A 15,851-nucleotide genomic window follows, 5' to 3' on the forward strand; every position below is an offset into this window, starting at 1 on the left:
CTGTTATTCGCCGAGGCTCCACGACAGAGCTTCCCAAAATGTCAGCAGCGCTGCGGCAACCAGCATGAAACCGGCAGCGCGACCGATGAAGATCGTGGCGCCGGGTGAAGAAACCAGCCATTGCCGGCTTTTATCCGCCGTCAGCGCCAGCGCGCCATAAACGGTAAACTGCGTTACCGCCACCATCGCCCCCATCACCAGCCCCTGCATCCAGATCGGACCATAGGCCGGTTTGAGAAATTGCGGATAGACCGCCATCATGAACAGATAGGCTTTCGGGTTGGAAAGGCAGGTCAGCACCGCCCGCCAGAACGCTTTTTTCGATGAGGCGCTCGCCTGCGCCTCATCGCCATTCACGACGATTGCGCTGCGCATCAGGCCGATGCCGATCCAGACCATATAGGCAGCGCCGACAATGAGAAGCGGCAGAAACAGCGACGGCATCCAGGCGGCGAGCAGGCCAACGCCGGCCGCGCCATAAAGCGAATGCACGATGCCGCCGGCGCTCATGCCGCTTGCGGCCGAAAGGCCGGTTTTCCTGCCGCCCGTCAGCGCGCTTGCCAGCACGAACAGCATGTCCATGCCCGGCAGGATGATGATGCCGAACAGGACCAGAAAGAAAAGCCAGAGATTTTCGGCGTAACTCATGTCAGTATCTCCCCAGACGGTTCATGGCACATTTAGGAATATGCATGTTTCTCAATGTGTTTTGCCGTTTATAGAAAAAGCCAACTGACAGCATTATGTCAGTTGGCTTGAAAAAACGCCGGGGAAATGTCAATGCGCAAGGCCTCGAGACTGTTCGAGATCATTCAGATCCTGCGGCTGGCCCGCCGGCCCGTTACCGCCCAGATGATTGCCGAAAAGCTGGAAGTGACGGCCCGTTCGGTCTATCGCGACATAGCCGCCCTCCAGACCATGCGGGTGCCCATCGAAGGCGAGCGCGGCGTCGGTTATATTCTGCGCCCCGGCTTCAGCCTGCCGCCGCTGATGTTTTCCATCGAAGAGACCGAGGCAATCGTGCTGGCGCTCGCCATGGTTGGCCGTTCCGGTGATACCGAATTGCGGCAGGCGGCGAGAAAAGCGAGCGACAAGATTGCCGCCTCGCTGCCCGAACCCCTGTCCAAAACCCTGTCGGCCAATGCCCTGCATGCCTGGGGCAGCATCGCGCCAGCACCTGCCGGCATCGATCTTGCCACCGTCCGGCGGGCGGTGCGCGATGAAGAGCGGCTGGACATCAGCTATCGCGATGAAACCGGCGCAGAGACCCGGCGGCAGATCCGGCCCATTGCCGTGATCTATTATTCGGAGACGGTGAATATCGTCGGCTGGTGCGAATTACGGCAGGCGATCCGTAACTTCCGCTCTGACCGGGTTTTGACCTGCGAAAGCACCGGCAGCTTTTTCAAGCTTGAAGGTGAAAAGCTGCGGCAATTGTGGATGAGCGGCTGGCAGAGCAACCAGCCGGGCAGTCCATCCTCACAGCTGTAAGAGACGATCCTCCTCGCGGCCAAAACCGCGAATGACGATCCGGTCTTCGAAAACATCTGATATAGCGAAGGTGTTCTGGTCGGGCGTATCCACCATGCCCTTGAAATTGACGAAGTGGGTGTTACCCAGCGCACCGTAGTTGCCTTCGTGATTATGGCCATTGAACCATGCGACGGCCGAAGCATGGGCGCCGAGAAGATCAAGAATGCGCGGTGAATCCCACATGTTGTGAGCGTTTTCCGGATAAAGCGGATAGTGGCACAGCACGACCACTTTTTCGCCGGCCGCATCCGATTTTTGCAGGAGGCTTTGCAGCCATTCGAACTGCTCGTCGCTGAGCGAGGCGTTCCAGTCCTGTGCATTAATCGCGCCCGCTTCCTGCAGGTGCTTCAGCCGCTCCTGCGCAAGTGCGCGACGCGGATCGCCGGGCGGCGGGGCGAAGAGACTGACCTCGTTGCCATCGAGCACGGCGAAGCGGACATTGCCAATGGCGAAGTCATGCCAGGGGGCCGGCATGCCAAGGCGGGCATGGATGGCGGTCAGATGTTCAGGCGCAACTGAAAAATCATGATTACCCGGCAACAGGACCGAGGGATGGCGAAGCCCGTCATAAACGCTGAGGATCGCATCGAAATTGTCGAAACCACGGTCGATGATGTCGCCGAGCGTCACCACAAAGGCGAGGTCCTCTTCGTTGAAGGCGGCCACCGCTTCGGAAAGCTTTTTCGGGCTTTCGGCATAATAGCGACCCATGTCCGGACGGGGATCGGCATTGGCATATTGGGGATCGGCGACGATGCCGAAGGAGAAGAGAGGCTTGCTTTTTTCAGTCATGATGCGCCGCGATAAACCCGGCTGATGACAGGCTTGTGACAACACGATTGGAAGGAGCAACCGAGGCCCAAAAAGCAGAACACCCGGCACAACGGCCGGGTGTTCAAAAATTCCGTTCGCCAAGCCTTACTTGGCAGCGGCTTCGTAACGCTCCAGGACGTAGTCCCAGTTGATGAGGTTATCAACGAAGGCTTCGAGGTACTTCGGACGCAGGTTGCGGTAGTCGATGTAGTAGGAGTGTTCCCAGACGTCGACGCCGAGGATCGGCTCTGCACCGTGAACCAGCGGGTTTTCACCGTTCGGGGTCTTGGAGATTTCGAGCTTGCCGTTCTTGACGGAGAGCCACGCCCAGCCGGAGCCGAACTGCGTGGTGCCGGCAGCGATGAAATCAGCCTTGAACTTGTCGTAACCGCCGAGATCGGAAGCGAATGCCTGTTCCAGTTTGCCCGGCAGCTTGTTGCCGCCGCCGTCCTTCTTCATCCACTTCCAAAAATGAACGTGGTTGTAGTGCTGGGCAGCGTTGTTGAAGAGGCCGGCATTGGTGCCAAAGGACTTCTTCACGACTTCCTCGAGCGACAGGTCGGAAAGACCGGCTTCGGCCGCCAGCTTGTTGCCGTTGTCGACATATGCCTTGTGGTGCTTGTCGTGATGGAACTCGAGCGTCTCGCGCGACATGTAAGGTGCAAGCGCGTCGTAGTCGTAGGGGAGTTCGGGAAGTTCGAAGGCCATGGTTTTACTCCTTGTTGCAGCGGCTGGACCGCTCCTTGAAACCGTGTGCGCGGACCATAGGAGCGAACCTTTGTTTGGGCAACCTGCGAAATATCAAAATGTTCCGACAAAAGAGAAAATTCGTCTCGAGCCAGCCGCCACCACATTTGTTTCACAACCCTGGCGTACCGTTTTCCACCCTATCGGTTCGCTTTTGCCGAAAATGCAGGAAGGAAATTCCATGACGCGCTTCATCGCCCGAAACGTTCTGTTCTTCGCCGCCTTCTCATCGCTGGCGCTACCCGCCGCCGCATCGTCGGATGATGCGTGGAAGGAATTCGTGGCGGATGTGCAGACCGCCTGCCTTGGCGTGGCCAAGGACATGATCGAGGATGCCAAGGCGGTGGTTGATCCCGTCGGCAGCGAAAATTACGGTCTCGCCATCCTCACCGGCAAGGCGAAAGGCACGGATGCGACGGTCAGCCATATCTGCGTCTATGACAAGAAGACCAAGGCCGTAGAACTGGGCAGCGAGCTTGCCGGCGATACGCTGAAGGTCGAGATTCCCGGTTCTACGAAGCCCTGAACGCTTAAAAGCGGGGTGTGCTGTCCCCCTCGCCCAGCGGCCGCTGCATCAGCACCGTGTCCAGCCATTGGCCGTGTTTCCAGCCGATGGATTTGAAGGTGCCGACATGCTCGAAACCGGCGGCGCGGTGGACGCCGACCGAAGCGGCGTTGGCGCTATCGCCGACGACGGCGATCATCTGCCGGAAACCGCGCGCGGTTGCATCTTCGATCAGCGCATCGAGCAGCTTGCGGCCGATACCCATGCCCTTCATGGCCGGATCGATATAAACGGAATCCTCGACCGCCGCGCCATAGGCCGGGCGGGCGCGGTAAGCGCCGGCATAGGCATATCCGGCTACCTTTCCATCGCACTCGGCGACGAGATAGGGATAGTTGCCCTCCACCAGAAGGCGGCGGCGCTCGATCATGGTTTCGACGGTCGGCGGGTCGATCTCGAAGCTGGCGCTGCCATGGAGCACAGCATCCCGGTAGATTTCGGTGATGGCTGGAATATCCGCCTCTTCACAGGGGCGGATTAAAAGGCTGGAAACGGTGGGAAGGGTCATTCTTGCTGTCCTGCGGTCATTCACGCCATCATTGTGCATTGCGGCGCAATCAAAATAAAGATTATCTGTCTTATACAAACGATAAGGTTTTCTTTGATGATGGACCTCGATCTGCGGCAGGTGCGCAGCTTCATGGATGTGGCCGATCTCGGCAGCTTCTCCGCCGCCGCCGACAAAGTCGGGCTGACGCAGCCAGCCATCAGCCTTCACATCAGACTGCTGGAAAAGCAGCTCGGCGTGCGGCTGATCGAACGCGTCGGCAGGCGGGCGCAGCCGACGGCGGCGGGCCGGGACTTCCTCATCCATGCAAGACGCATCACTGAAGAAGTGGCGCATGCCATCGATACCGTCGCGCCGCATCGCAGCGGGGTGACGGGACGCTTACGCATCGGCACGGGCGCCACCGCCTGCATCTACCTGCTGCCACCGGTGCTTGGCCGTATCCGCCAGGCGATGCCGGGCATCGACATCGTCGTGCAGACCGGCAATACCCACGATATTTTACGGCTTCTGGAAGCCAATACGATCGATGCCGCGGTGGTGGCCCTGCCGGCCAGCGGCCGCAGCCTCGATATCCGCGATATCCATCTCGATGAACTGGTCGCGGTTTTCCCGAATGGCTCCGTTTCCGGGGCGACGGTGCTGAATGCCGAAACGCTGTCGACGCAGCCGCTGCTCCTCTACGAGGGCGGCAATACGCGCAGGCTCGTGGATCAATGGTTTTCGGCGAGCGGGCGCACGGTACAGCCGGCCATGGAACTGGGAAGCGTCGAGGCTATCAAGAAGCTCGCGGGCGCGGGCCTCGGCCTCGCGATCGTGCCACGCATGGCCATGGAGCATGAAGGGGCGGCATCAGGGCTGGAGTGGCGCTCCCTCGAACCGCCGCTCGAACGGCGTATCGCGCTGGCATTGCGGCGCGACAAGCACATGACCGCGCCGCTGCGGGCGCTTGCCGGTGCGTTGCCGGACTTGCGGAAACGATGAGGCCGGTTTCGGTCATCGAAGCTGATGGCGAATAGCGCGCATGTCTTCAGCGTCATCCTTGGGCTTGCCCCAAGGATCCAAACACGTCAACAAAATCAATCGGTTGCAGATCCTCGGGACAAGCCCGAGGATGACGTCGCGGGTGGAGAAAGCCTCGGCAACAACGTTGCCGATGCCTTTTGATGAGGCAGAGCTGGCGTGCTAAACTCAGAACTCAGTCCACTCATCGCCCTTCACGGCCAGCGCCGCATTGCCGCGCGCGGCAACCGGGCGGGCTTTCGGGGCTGGAGAGACCGGAGCACGTGCCGGGCTTGCGGCCCGCTGCATTTGCCTTGCCGTATCGCGCAATGCCGAGGCCTGCTGGCCGAGCTGGAATTGCGAAAGCAGCGACTGGAGATTGGCGCATTCCTGCGCCAGACCGGCGCCGGCAGCGTTCATTTCCTCGACCATCGCGGCATTTTGCTGCGTGGCCTGATCCATGTGGTTGACGGCGGTGTTGACCTCCGCGAGACCCGAGGATTGTTCCTGCGCCGCCGTGGCAATGGCGTCCATATGGGCGTTGACGGATAGCACCAGCTGCTCGATTTCGGAAAGCCCGACGCCGGTATCGGCGACCAGCTTCACGCCCTCACCCACTGCTGCGGCGGAGGTGTTGATGAGCTGCTTGATCTCCTTGGCGGCCTTGGCGGAACGCTGCGCCAGTTCGCGCACTTCCTGCGCCACGACCGCAAAGCCCCGGCCTGCCTCGCCAGCGCGCGCTGCCTCGACGCCGGCATTCAGCGCCAGAAGGTTGGTCTGGAAGGCGATTTCATCGATGACGCCGATGATCTGGCCGATCTGTTTCGAGGAATGTTCGATACGCTCCATGGCGGAGACGGCATCGCGCACCACCTTGCCGGAAAGGTCGGCCTTGGTGCGCGCCTCGCGCACCGTATCGCGCGCCTCGCTCGCCCGCTTGGAGGTTGACGACACATTGGCGGTGATTTCTTCCAGTGCGGCGGCGGTTTCTTCCAGAGAGGCGGCCTGCTGCTCGGTGCGGCGGGAAAGGTCGTCGGAGGCGGACGACACTTCGTGCGCGCCGCCATTCACGGTCTGGACGGAATTGCCGACGCTTGCCAGCGCCTCGCGCAGCTGAACGACGGAACTGTTGAAATCGTGTCGCAATGCTTCGAACTGTGGCGCGAACGGCGTGGCGATCTCGCAGACCATGTCGCCGGAGGCAAGCCGGCGAAGACCGCCAGCCAGCGAACCGGTGGCCTGCGTGAGCCGTTCCTCGGCCTCGGCTTCCGTGCGTTGCTGCAACTCGATACGATCCCGTTCGGCCTTTTCGCGATTGCCGACGGCATCCGTCTCCAATTGCCGGTTACGGATTGCCGCCTCACGGAAAATCTCGACCGCGCGGGCCATTTCGCCGATTTCATCGCTGCGTTTGGCACCGGGCACGTCGATGGAAAGGTTGCCGTTGGCGAGTTCCATCATCGAATTGGTCAAGCGGCTGATCGGGCGGGTAACGCGGCCAATGATGACGGCGAGACAGAGAATGCAGACCCCAAGCGTGACGATGAAGGCCGCCAGATAAATGATCGCGCCGACAAGGGCGTCCTGTTTCGCCTTTTCGGCATTGGCATTGAGAACGTCCATCGCTTCGGAAGCGATTTTCGCAACCGTGTCGAGGTTGGCCGTGACTGTGTTGCGCCACGTGTCGATGGTGAAGGACGGCGTGCGGCCGTTATTCAGATCGTCGATCAGCTTCGCGCGCTCGGTAATGAAATCGCCCTTGAAATAGGTCCGGTCGGCAACGGCGTAGATATCCTTCAGGGACTGCGGCGTCGATTCATGCGCGACGAGTTCGCCGGTGGCTTTCCACGCAAAGGCCGCGCCGGCATCGAAATTGCCAAGCTGCTGGGTTTCCTGCGGGGTCAGCGGCCGCTGCTGGGCCACGACCGCATTGATGACGACGGTGGCGCTGCCGCCAAGTGCGCGCGCCGACCAGCCATAGGACCGGAGCTGTATGAGGCCCGTCAGGCTCTGATCCAGCGAGCGGACCTCGCCTTCCACCGCCGTCGATCCCGTCTCGAGCGCGGTCAGGAAATCCGCCCCGAGCGCCAGCACGGCCTTGTCCAGCCCGCTTTCGCGGCGGTCGAGCGGCAAGGTGACGTTGGCGTCGATCTTTTTGCGCAAATCCAGAACCTGCGCGTAGATGTCTTTCACGCGGGCAAGCGGCGCTTGCAGCCCGGTCTGGCCAAGTGCTGCGGACTGTTCGAGAAATCCGCCCATGGCCGCATCCACCTTCTGGCGCGACGCCTGCACGCTGGCGATGGTACTCGCCGTCTTCGCCGGATCAACGGTCAGCGCCGAAGCGCTGTTGCCGCGTTCGCTCCGAAAGTTCAGCAGGGCGTTAAACAGCAGCCTGTCGAGCGAAACGAGCTGCGCGACATCGGAAAAAGTGCGGGCTCGATAGACGGATTGCCACATGGCATTGCCCACGAAGCCGGCCAGTGCAATGCCGACAAGCAGAAAAAAACCAACAAGTATATTGCGTATGCTGAAAGACATTGGTGGCCCCCGTAGCCCAAACCGATAATGCCGCAAGCTACAGGGAGTTTTTCTAAAATTGGATTAAATTGCCCCTCGATTTTCATGGGAAATATCACAATTCAAAAAAAAGCTGCGGCAGGGTCATGACCCTGCCGCAGCTTTTCAAAACGGGGTACCGGGTCTCAGACGTCTGTGCCGAGACGCGCCCAGTCCAGGTAAAGATCGAGCGCCTTGCGCGCCACCGGGCCTGCCTGCAGCACGCGGTCATCGAGCTTCACGACAGGCGAGACTTTCGAATAATTGCCCGAGCAGAAGATTTCGTCCGCCTCGCGGAAATCCTCGACCGAGAGCGTTGCTTCGCGCACTTCGAAACCGGCCTGGCGCAGCAGGCCCATCACCCGCGACCGGGTGATGCCGGCAAGGAAGGTGCGGTTCGGAACGGGGGTGAGGACTACGCCGTCCTTGACCATGAAGACGTTGGCGGATGCGGATTCGGCGACATTGCCATTCATGTCGCGCATCAGGGCGTTGTCGAAGCCCCGAGCGCGGGCCTCAATAATGGCGCGGCCGCTATTGGGATAGAGGCTGCCGGCCTTGGCGTCGGTCATCGCGGTTTCCGGCGAGGGACGGCGCAGCGGCGAGACGGTGAGCGTCAGCGGCTTGCCGGCATCCATCGGCGCTTCGAACAGGCAGAGCGCGAAACGGGTGGAGCTGGCATCCGGCGCCACGACGCTGCCCGGCATGCCGTGTTCGGCCCAATACATCGGCTTGATATAGATCGCCATATTGCCATCGAATTTCTTGACGCCTTCCAGCGCCAGGGTCTCGATCTCCTCCGCCGTCATCGTCGGCTTCATGCCCATATTGACGGCCGAGCGGTTGACGCGCTGGCAATGCAGATCAAGATCGGGAGCGACGCCATCGAACCAGCGTGCGCCGTCGAACACCGTGGAGGCCAGCCACATGGCATGCGAGGTCGGGCCGATGAGCGGCGGGTTGCCGGGAAGCCATTGACCGTCAACATAGGTCCAGGTGGTTGATCGGGGTGCTGTATCGACGCTCATGGCGGGCTCCTGTTTTCAAGCGTTTCCGTAAGGCGAAAACGCTCCGTCTTTTTGCCTGTCGCATTTCAGGGCGCAAAACGCTTTGCATTTTGCTGGAAATGGGCTGCTTGTCTCTGGTCGCATTTCCAGACGCAAAACCGCTTCGCACTTTTGCTGGAAATGCTTTGGAAAATCGGCCGGAGTGAATGCCTCTCGCCTGATGAGGTCAAGTTTTAATTGCCACGATTTCTGATTTTGATGGAAAATAACAAAGCGACGCACCGATAAAGATGTTTTATGAGGCGAAACAAAAGGTTGGTGAATAGGTTCATCACAATAATTCATGCATCGGATGATGGCGGCGCTATTTCGCCCGTGCGATGCTCACGGTCTTACAGCTCTCTGGCAGGAGGAAATCATGGCATGGTCCGCCCAGCAATATCTGAAATTCGAAGATGAGCGGACGCGGCCCGCCCGGGACCTTCTGGCGCAGGTGCCGCTGGAGCGGGTGCTGAACGGCTATGATCTCGGCTGCGGGCCGGGCAATTCCACCGAGCTTCTGACCGACCGTTATGGCGTCAATGTCATCACCGGCATCGACAGCGATGACGACATGTTGGCCAAGGCGGCGGACCGGCTGCCAAATACCAACTTCGGCAAGGCCGATCTTTCGCAGTGGCGACCGGCCCACAAGGCCGATCTGCTTTACGCCAATGCGGTTTTCCAGTGGGTGCCGGATCATCTTGCCGTTCTTTCGCAATTGATGGACCAGCTGGACAGCGGCGGGGTTCTGGCGGTGCAGATGCCGGATAATCTGCAGGAACCGACACATCGCGCCATGGAAGCGACCGGCGCGAACGGCCCGTGGAAGGATACGTTTACTGACGGCAGACTGCGGCGCAAACCCCTGCCCGCGCCATCGGACTATTTCAACGCGCTGGCGCCGAAAGCTGCCCGCGTGGATGTGTGGCACACCATCTATAACCACCCGATGAAGGATGCGGAAAGCATCGTCGAATGGGTGAAGGGCACCGGGCTGCGCCCCTACCTCGCCGCCGCCGGTGAGGAAAACCGCGAAGCCTTCCTCACCGACTATACGCAGCGTATCAAGGCGGCCTATCCGCCGATGGCGGACGGCCGCCTGCTGCTGCGCTTTCCACGGCTGTTTGTGGTGGCGGTGAAGAAGTAGCGTCAACCAGCGAAGGCATAGACCCTGAGACGGTGGTTGTCGGGGTCGGCGGCCGTAAAAGTGTAGCCAAATTCCATTTTCGCGGGCTGCTGCAGCATGGGAACACCTCTTGCCTGCCATCTGGCGAATGTCTCATCCACCTGTGCGTCGTTTCCGACACGGAAGGCAAGCTCACCGCCACCGCCCGTCACCGATGCCTTCGGCTCCACCGTGTGGCGCGACCAGAGGCCGAGCTTCATGCCGTTCTGAAGAATGAACAGGGAGAATGTCGGCGAGGCTTCGACCGGCTCTGTACCCAGCAGGGTCTTGTAAAATTCCGTGCTGGCCGGCGGGTTATCGACATAGAGGATGGTGAAATCGGGGTGGGTCATGGTCGTTCTCCTGTGTTGCGGATGAACGATATCTAGACCCGCCTGCTGTCAGTTTTTGTCAGCATGGTGTTGCCGACGCCGTTGTTTTTCACGCTCACGCCATTCTTTCAGCAAAGCCTGCCGGCGGCGGGGATAACGGCTGTCCATCGGGCGGAAAGTTTCGATACGGTCGGCCCGGAAACTGCGGAAATCCTGCCGCGTTTCGCACCATGCCAGTACCACCCGCACCAGATCGAAAAAAGCGAGCGCGAAGGGCCAGATCACCCGCTCCGTCAACTCTCCCTTTTCGTCACGATAAGTCATCACGACCTTGCTTTGCTCGCGGATCGTATCGCGAATGGCGGCGAGATCGACGCGGATGGTTGCCATGCTTTGGCCGGGGCCGACGAGAAGCGTGGAATTGTCGGGTTCTTCGCGCAGGGCATCGGGCAGAACGGCCGCGATCTTGACGAGTGCTGCGCGGGCGGCCTCGGCCAGCCCGGCATCGGCACGACCCGCCACCCAGCGCGAGCCCAGCACCAGCGCCTCGATTTCCTGCCCGGAAAACATCAGCGGTGGCAGAAGGAAGCCGGGGCGCAGCACATAACCCACGCCCGCCTCGCCCTCGATATCCGCGCCCTGCGCCTGAAGCGTCGCTATATCGCGGTAGAGCGTGCGCAGACTGACGCCGGTCTGCGCGGCAAGGGCCGCACCGCTGACCGGCATGCGGTGAGAGCGCAGGATCTGCAACAGATCGAGAAGCCGTTCTGAGCGTGACATGCGACATTTCCTTCCATCCGCATATTCAAATCCATACCGCGATATGATCTTCTGCCGCCGACTGTTATCGCCGCGCTTCTCCGCCCGCAATGGCGCGGATGGGTGATCGTGTCAAAACGGTTGAAACCGATCGCGCGGATGGCAGTTAATGAAAGACGGCTTCCCGCCCGGCCTCTTGCGCCGGCCATGTTTTCAGCAAACAGGAGAGACATCCATGTATGACGTCAGCGCGAATGGCGCGAATATTCCCGCCCTCGGTTTCGGCACCTTCCGCATTCCGGAAGACGATATCAGGCGCATTCTGCCGGAAGCGCTGACACTCGGCTTCCGCCATGTCGATACCGCGCAGATTTACAAGAACGAAGGCGCGGTGGGTGAGGTCATCGCGCAATCGGGCATTTCCCGGCACGATATCTTCCTGACCACCAAGGTCTGGGTGGACCGCTACCGTCACGATGATTTTCTTGCCTCCGTTGATGAAAGCCTTACGAAGCTGAAGACCGACTATGTCGATCTGCTGCTGCTGCACTGGCCGAAGAGCGACGTGCCGCTTGCCGAACGCATGGGTGCACTGAACGCGGTGCGCAAGGCCGGCAAGGCGCGCAATATCGGCATTTCCAACTTCAACGTGGCGCTGACTGACGAGGCGGTGAAACTGTCCGACACGCCGCTTGCGACCAATCAGATCGAATATCACCCCTATCTCGACCAGACGAAGGTGGTTTCCGCCGCGCGCAAGCACGGAATGTCGGTGACGGCCTATTATCTGATGGCCGACGGCAAGGTGCCGAACGATCCTGTGCTGAAGGATATCGGCGCGAAACACGGCAAGACCGCCGCGCAGGTGACCCTGCGCTGGGCGGTGCAGCAGCCGGATATCGTGGCGCTTTCCAAGACGGCGACGGAAAGCCGCCTCAAGGAGAATTTCGATATTTTCGACTTCGCGCTATCGGAAGAGGAAATGCGGGCGATCCACGCTCTTGCCAGGCCGAATGGCCGCATCGTCAGCCCCGGCCACCTCGCGCCCGATTGGGACGACTGAGGCGACGGGGCCATTTGGTCCCGTCTATCTCTCGGTCAGGGCCAGCTTCGCACCCAGCGCCACGAAAGCGGCGGCGAAGCTGCGCCGCAGCCAGGCGAGGACCGCCGGGCGTGACACCACATGCCGCCGGACCGAGGCGGCGAAACAGCCATAAAGCGCAAAGACCAGAAACGTCATGGCCATGAAGATCAGTCCGAGATCGATCATGCGCCATGTCGGCAAAGCCTCATCCGGCGCGATGAACTGCGGCAGGAAGGCGAAAAAGAAGATCGACAGTTTTGGGTTCAGCAGATTGATGAGGATCGCCTCGCCGATGACACGGGCGGCCTTCTGGGGCTCCTTCGTATCGTCGATCTTCAGTGCACCGTCTTCCCGCAGCGTGTTCCACGCCATGTAGAGGAGATAGGCGACCCCCAGATATTTGACGATGCCGAAGGCGAGCGCGCTGGTGTGCAGAATGGCGGCAAGCCCGGTGATGGCGGCGAGCAGATGCGGCACGATGCCGAGCGTGCAGCCGAAGGCCGCGATGACGCTCGCCCTCGCCCCCTGCGAAAGACCGGCGGCCAGCGTGTAGACCACGCCGGTTCCGGGAGACGCGGCGACGATGAAAGATGTGATGAGGAATTCGGGAGTCATGATGCGGGTGTGTCCTGTGGGTGGAGGACGGGAGCATGATGGTGCGTGGGGTGGGTGTCTTGGATGAAATTGCAGGGTTGATGCCCGGAGGCTCCCTCCCCCCTCATTCCTGTGCTTGTCACAGGAATCCAGTCGACGCGCGTCTGCGCGGCGGGGGAGTCCTTTCAGCCCAAAGACTTGGGCTGGCTGGATTCCTGTGACAAGCACAGGAATGAGGAAAGAGGGTGCGTTTGCGCTCCCCAGAAACCCCAGACATGCCGCGCAGACCTTTCCCCTTTTGGAGTAACCTGCCCTACGAAAGCGCCGCCCGATAAACCGCCGGCGTCACCCCGAACTGGCGCACGAAAACCCGGTTCAGATGGCTCTGGTCGGCAAAACCGGCGATGAAGGCCACCTCGGCGGGTGGCGCGCCGCCGGCGAGCGCATTCCGGGCCAGATGGACGCGGCGCTGGAGAAGATAGCTGTGCGGCGTCAGGCCGGTTACCCTGGCGAAGGCCCGCAGGAAGCGGAACTGGCTCATACCGGCCTCCGCGGCCAGATCGGCAAGGCGGAACGGCCGGGCGGGATCGTCATCAATTCTGCGTTTCGCCCGTTTTATGCTGTCGGGCGCGGCGGTTTCACGCGGTTTGGCAACCACCTCCATCGCACCCGCCAAAAGCATCAGCAGGGCCTCGTCGCCATGAAGGGTTTCGCCCGGCCGCTGCCTTGCGGTAACAGCCGAAAAGACCGCGTTGAACCGCTGCGCCAGCGGCCTTGCATCAACGGGATAGGCAAATTCGAAAGAGCCGTGATCCTTCTCGCAGACATCGGCAATGGCGTCGCGAACGATATCGATGTCGAGATAGAGCATCCGCCAGGCGCGGCCGCCTTCTCCGAGCGGAATGCCGTCATGCACCTCGCCCGGATTGACGGTGATGACGTGGCCGGCGCCCGCTTCCACCATGCCTCGGCCGGAAAGCGATTTCTGCGCGCCGCGCTCGATGAGGCCGATGCCGAACTGATCATGCATATGGCGCGGAAAGCAACGATCGCTATCCGCCACCACGGCGGCGACACCGGGCATGCTGGTTTTCGGCATCAGGAACTGGCCTTGGGCCATGAAAGCGCGCGCTCCGCGGATAAGAGCGCGACGCTATCACAGGATGTGCCCATGCGACAGACACCGGCGCTTAAGGATGCATATGGTTGATCATGGCGAAGACCTGATCGAAATTGCCGTTCTGCGCAGCAAAACGCAAAGGCTTGCAGCGTTCCACCACCACTTCCCTGTCGTCCGGACGATTTTCAAGAATGTCCATCACCTCGGAAATGAAGGCCTCCAGCGGCATGGCCCTTTCGTCATTGGCCTGTCCCTCGCCCATCAGCGTCGTCTGCACATAGGGCGGCACGATTTCGATGACCTCCACCGGCGTCTCCTTCAGTTGCTCCCGCAGCGCGACCGAATAGGCGTGGATGGCCGATTTGGTGGCGCTGTAGGTGGGGGTCAGCACCATGGGCACGAAGGCCAAGCCAGAGGAGACCGTGAGCACGGCGGCGGCGGGCTGCTTAAGGAAATGCGGCAAAAGCGCCGCCGTCAGGCGGATCGGCGCGAGAAGATTGGTGGCGATGGTTTCTTCGGCCGTATCCAGATAATCCGGCGCGGTGGCGATGTCTTCCGGCCGCATGATGCCGGCATTGTTGATAACGGCGTTGAGGCTCGGATGGGCCTTCACCAGCGCCTCGGCGAAAGCGCGGATGCCTGCGGCGTCCGTCGCGTCCATGACCATCGAGGCCATGCCGGGATTGGCGGCCGTCACCTCGTCGAGCACGGCCTGGCGGCGGCCGGAAATGACGACCCTGTTGCCGGCCTGATGAAACGCTTCCGCCAGCGCCCGGCCGATGCCGGAACCGCCGCCAGTGATGAGAATGGTGTTACCGGTGATTTTCATTGCAGCATCCTTTGCTTGTTGGGTGAAAGGAAGTTAGCTATGATACTCTCTAATCGAAAGTAGGCACCCAAAATATTTATACTTACCCAATGGAGAGTGTAAGATGAAACGGCACGCCGCCGACCCCGCCATCGAGAGCCGGCGCAAGGTTCCGCCGCCCACGGATACCGATCCGGTCATCGAGGCGCTGGTTCAGGATATCATCGCCAAGGTGGCGGACAAATGGACGATGCTCATTCTGGAGGTGCTGGAAGAGCACGGCACGCTGCGCTTCACGCAGATCGGCAAGCATGTGGGCAGCATCAGCCAGAAGATGCTGACAAAAACGCTCAGACAGATGGAAAGCGACGGGCTCGTGCGCCGCACCGTGCATCCCGTCATTCCGCCGCATGTGGATTATGATCTCACCCATCTCGGCCGCACGCTCGGCAGCGCCTTTTGCGGCGTGTGGATCTGGGCGGAAACGCACCATGCGGACATAGAAGAGGCGCGGCGGCGTTTCAAAGAACAGCCACCGCGCCCCGCAATGGACTAGTCGCGCTTCAAGCGAACTGGCTGAGGCCCGGAACCGAGGCGATCACCTGGTCAACGGTTTCGTCACCGGCGTGCTGACGGGCAACGGCGATGGTTTCCTTGGCGAGCGTGGAAATCTCGCTCATGCCGATACCCTGGCTCATCAACTGCTGGCCAAGACCCATGATGCCGCCGCCGCCGATCGCGCTCATCAGTCCGCCCAGCAGACCGCCGCCGCCATTACCGGTGCCCTCACCGTTATATTGCGCCACGAGATCGCTGGCGCCCGGAATGGCTTCGATCATCTTGGCGATCGGTCCGTCGGCCGCCTCGCGCTGGAGAAAACCGAGAATCATGCCAACGGCCTTTTCGGCCAGTTGAGGGTCGATACCCGCCTTTGCGGCGATCTGATCAACGATTTCGTTCATTCTTGCCTCCTGTTGAAAAACGACGCCAACATCGAATAACTGACGTTAACGTCAACGTAAAACAATCTCATGCCGCATTCAAGCGGCCACGGATAGGTGCGGCAACTTTCATCAAGCGCTTTTTATTCATCGCCATCAAGCAGTTGTTGCGCCTTGAAACTGTCCTTATAAGATCATCACAACCAAACTATGAAAAGGCCGCTTTTACCTTGAGCGGCCAAAGAATGTCGCAACGCTTTTAATTCGGACATGGC

Annotated in this window: 18 protein-coding genes; 6 read left to right on the plus strand and 12 right to left on the minus strand. The window is 60.6% G+C overall.

Annotated elements, in window-relative coordinates; genetic code table 11:
- Positions 1-3: 3 nt before the first annotated feature.
- Complete coding sequence (locus tag FCH38_RS04085) at positions 4-648, minus strand: LysE family translocator (protein WP_174372909.1); 645 nt, start codon at positions 646-648, stop codon at positions 4-6.
- Between the two features lie 132 nt (positions 649-780).
- Here FCH38_RS04085 and FCH38_RS04090 point away from each other — a divergent pair, with 132 nt between their 5' ends.
- Positions 781-1,491 (plus strand): helix-turn-helix transcriptional regulator, encoded by a 711-nt coding sequence (locus FCH38_RS04090; protein ID WP_149898819.1) that lies wholly within the window; start codon positions 781-783, stop codon positions 1,489-1,491.
- On the opposite strand, the gene FCH38_RS04095 is transcribed toward FCH38_RS04090, so the two are convergent.
- Positions 1,480-2,325: a metallophosphoesterase gene (locus FCH38_RS04095; RefSeq protein WP_174372910.1), complete on the minus strand. Its 846-nt coding sequence runs from the start codon at positions 2,323-2,325 to the stop codon at positions 1,480-1,482. The genes FCH38_RS04090 and FCH38_RS04095 overlap by 12 nt on opposite strands.
- A gap of 126 nt (positions 2,326-2,451) precedes the next feature.
- Positions 2,452-3,054: a superoxide dismutase gene (locus FCH38_RS04100; RefSeq protein ID WP_077982731.1), complete on the minus strand. Its 603-nt coding sequence runs from the start codon at positions 3,052-3,054 to the stop codon at positions 2,452-2,454.
- 220 nt (positions 3,055-3,274) lie between these two features.
- On the opposite strand from FCH38_RS04100, the gene FCH38_RS04105 reads away from it, so the two are divergent.
- Entirely contained in the window at positions 3,275-3,619 is a 345-nt protein-coding gene (locus tag FCH38_RS04105) for a hypothetical protein (protein WP_174372911.1), read from the plus strand.
- A 4-nt stretch (positions 3,620-3,623) separates the two neighbouring features.
- Here FCH38_RS04105 and FCH38_RS04110 read toward each other — a convergent pair whose 3' ends face one another.
- On the minus strand, positions 3,624-4,166 hold the full coding sequence (locus tag FCH38_RS04110) for a GNAT family N-acetyltransferase (RefSeq protein WP_174372912.1): 543 nt from the start codon (positions 4,164-4,166) through the stop codon (positions 3,624-3,626).
- Between the two features lie 96 nt (positions 4,167-4,262).
- Between FCH38_RS04110 and FCH38_RS04115 the strand changes: the two genes are divergently transcribed.
- Positions 4,263-5,150: a LysR family transcriptional regulator gene (locus FCH38_RS04115; protein ID WP_174372913.1), complete on the plus strand. Its 888-nt coding sequence runs from the start codon at positions 4,263-4,265 to the stop codon at positions 5,148-5,150.
- 207 nt (positions 5,151-5,357) lie between these two features.
- Here the strand turns inward: FCH38_RS04115 and FCH38_RS04120 are convergent, their stop codons facing one another.
- Together FCH38_RS04120 and FCH38_RS04125 are read right to left on the minus strand one after the other, a co-directional pair.
- Positions 5,358-7,706, minus strand: a complete 2,349-nt coding sequence (locus FCH38_RS04120) for a methyl-accepting chemotaxis protein (RefSeq protein WP_174372914.1) — start codon at positions 7,704-7,706, stop codon at positions 5,358-5,360.
- A gap of 164 nt (positions 7,707-7,870) precedes the next feature.
- Entirely contained in the window at positions 7,871-8,752 is an 882-nt protein-coding gene (locus FCH38_RS04125) for a branched-chain amino acid aminotransferase (RefSeq protein WP_153513358.1), read from the minus strand.
- Between the two features lie 397 nt (positions 8,753-9,149).
- Between FCH38_RS04125 and tam the strand changes: the two genes are divergently transcribed.
- A complete protein-coding gene (tam, locus tag FCH38_RS04130; RefSeq protein ID WP_153513356.1) occupies positions 9,150-9,920 on the plus strand; it encodes a trans-aconitate 2-methyltransferase in 771 nt (256 codons plus the stop codon).
- 2 nt (positions 9,921-9,922) lie between these two features.
- Here tam and FCH38_RS04135 read toward each other — a convergent pair whose 3' ends face one another.
- Together FCH38_RS04135 and FCH38_RS04140 are read right to left on the minus strand one after the other, a co-directional pair.
- Positions 9,923-10,291: a VOC family protein gene (locus tag FCH38_RS04135; RefSeq protein WP_174372915.1), complete on the minus strand. Its 369-nt coding sequence runs from the start codon at positions 10,289-10,291 to the stop codon at positions 9,923-9,925.
- A gap of 48 nt (positions 10,292-10,339) precedes the next feature.
- Positions 10,340-11,050 carry a helix-turn-helix transcriptional regulator gene (locus tag FCH38_RS04140; RefSeq protein WP_174372916.1) on the minus strand — a complete coding sequence of 237 codons (711 nt, stop codon included), beginning with the start codon at positions 11,048-11,050 and terminating at the stop codon, positions 10,340-10,342.
- Positions 11,051-11,264: 214 nt separating this feature from the next.
- On the opposite strand from FCH38_RS04140, the gene FCH38_RS04145 reads away from it, so the two are divergent.
- Positions 11,265-12,092 (plus strand): aldo/keto reductase, encoded by an 828-nt coding sequence (locus FCH38_RS04145; protein WP_174372917.1) that lies wholly within the window; start codon positions 11,265-11,267, stop codon positions 12,090-12,092.
- A gap of 24 nt (positions 12,093-12,116) precedes the next feature.
- Here the strand turns inward: FCH38_RS04145 and FCH38_RS04150 are convergent, their stop codons facing one another.
- From FCH38_RS04150 to FCH38_RS04160, 3 genes are all read right to left on the minus strand, one after another.
- Positions 12,117-12,728: a LysE family translocator gene (locus FCH38_RS04150; protein WP_174372918.1), complete on the minus strand. Its 612-nt coding sequence runs from the start codon at positions 12,726-12,728 to the stop codon at positions 12,117-12,119.
- Between the two features lie 292 nt (positions 12,729-13,020).
- Entirely contained in the window at positions 13,021-13,827 is an 807-nt protein-coding gene (locus FCH38_RS04155) for a helix-turn-helix transcriptional regulator (protein WP_174372919.1), read from the minus strand.
- A 70-nt stretch (positions 13,828-13,897) separates the two neighbouring features.
- Entirely contained in the window at positions 13,898-14,656 is a 759-nt protein-coding gene (locus FCH38_RS04160) for an SDR family oxidoreductase (RefSeq protein ID WP_174372920.1), read from the minus strand.
- A 103-nt stretch (positions 14,657-14,759) separates the two neighbouring features.
- On the opposite strand from FCH38_RS04160, the gene FCH38_RS04165 reads away from it, so the two are divergent.
- Positions 14,760-15,191 carry a winged helix-turn-helix transcriptional regulator gene (locus FCH38_RS04165; protein WP_065115118.1) on the plus strand — a complete coding sequence of 144 codons (432 nt, stop codon included), beginning with the start codon at positions 14,760-14,762 and terminating at the stop codon, positions 15,189-15,191.
- A gap of 7 nt (positions 15,192-15,198) precedes the next feature.
- Here FCH38_RS04165 and FCH38_RS04170 read toward each other — a convergent pair whose 3' ends face one another.
- The gene (locus FCH38_RS04170; protein WP_046798576.1) at positions 15,199-15,597 is read right to left on the minus strand and encodes a DUF937 domain-containing protein; all 399 of its coding nucleotides are present in this window, start codon (positions 15,595-15,597) and stop codon (positions 15,199-15,201) included.
- Positions 15,598-15,851 lie beyond the last annotated feature (254 nt).

It is taken from the genome of Agrobacterium tumefaciens (genome assembly GCF_013337285.1).
Classification (GTDB): Bacteria; Pseudomonadota; Alphaproteobacteria; order Rhizobiales; family Rhizobiaceae; genus Agrobacterium; species Agrobacterium burrii.